The sequence below is a fragment of the Chromobacterium fluminis genome, from assembly GCF_011602385.1.
GTDB classification, from domain to species: domain Bacteria; phylum Pseudomonadota; class Gammaproteobacteria; order Burkholderiales; family Chromobacteriaceae; genus Chromobacterium; species Chromobacterium fluminis.
In genome coordinates, this window is sequence record NZ_JAAOMA010000146.1 from 1 (window position 1) to 294 (window position 294).

At 66.3% G+C, this 294-nt stretch carries 1 protein-coding gene; it reads right to left on the minus strand.

Annotation, left to right across the window (positions count from 1 at the left end):
• On the minus strand, positions 1-294 hold a 294-nt coding region (locus HA052_RS27250), incomplete at both ends, for an ATP-binding cassette domain-containing protein (RefSeq protein WP_166454456.1).

Here is a 294-nt window from a genome sequence, read left to right on the forward strand (position 1 = left end):
TCAAGGTCAGGCAGCGCGCGATGGCGATGCGCTGACGCTGGCCGCCGGAGAATTCGTGCGGGTATTTCTGCAGCGCTCCGGCCGGCATCCCCACCTTGTCCAGCAGTTCCTGCGCCAGCTTGCGCCGCTCGCCGCCGTCGCGGCCGATGCCGTGCAGCTGCATCGGTTCGCTCAGGATCTGCTCCACGGTGAAGCGCGGGTTCAGCGAGGCGTAGGGGTTCTGGAAGATGATCTGGATGCGGCGTTTGTAAGCGTGGAAGGCCTTGGCGTCCATGCCCAGCAGGTCCTGGCCGT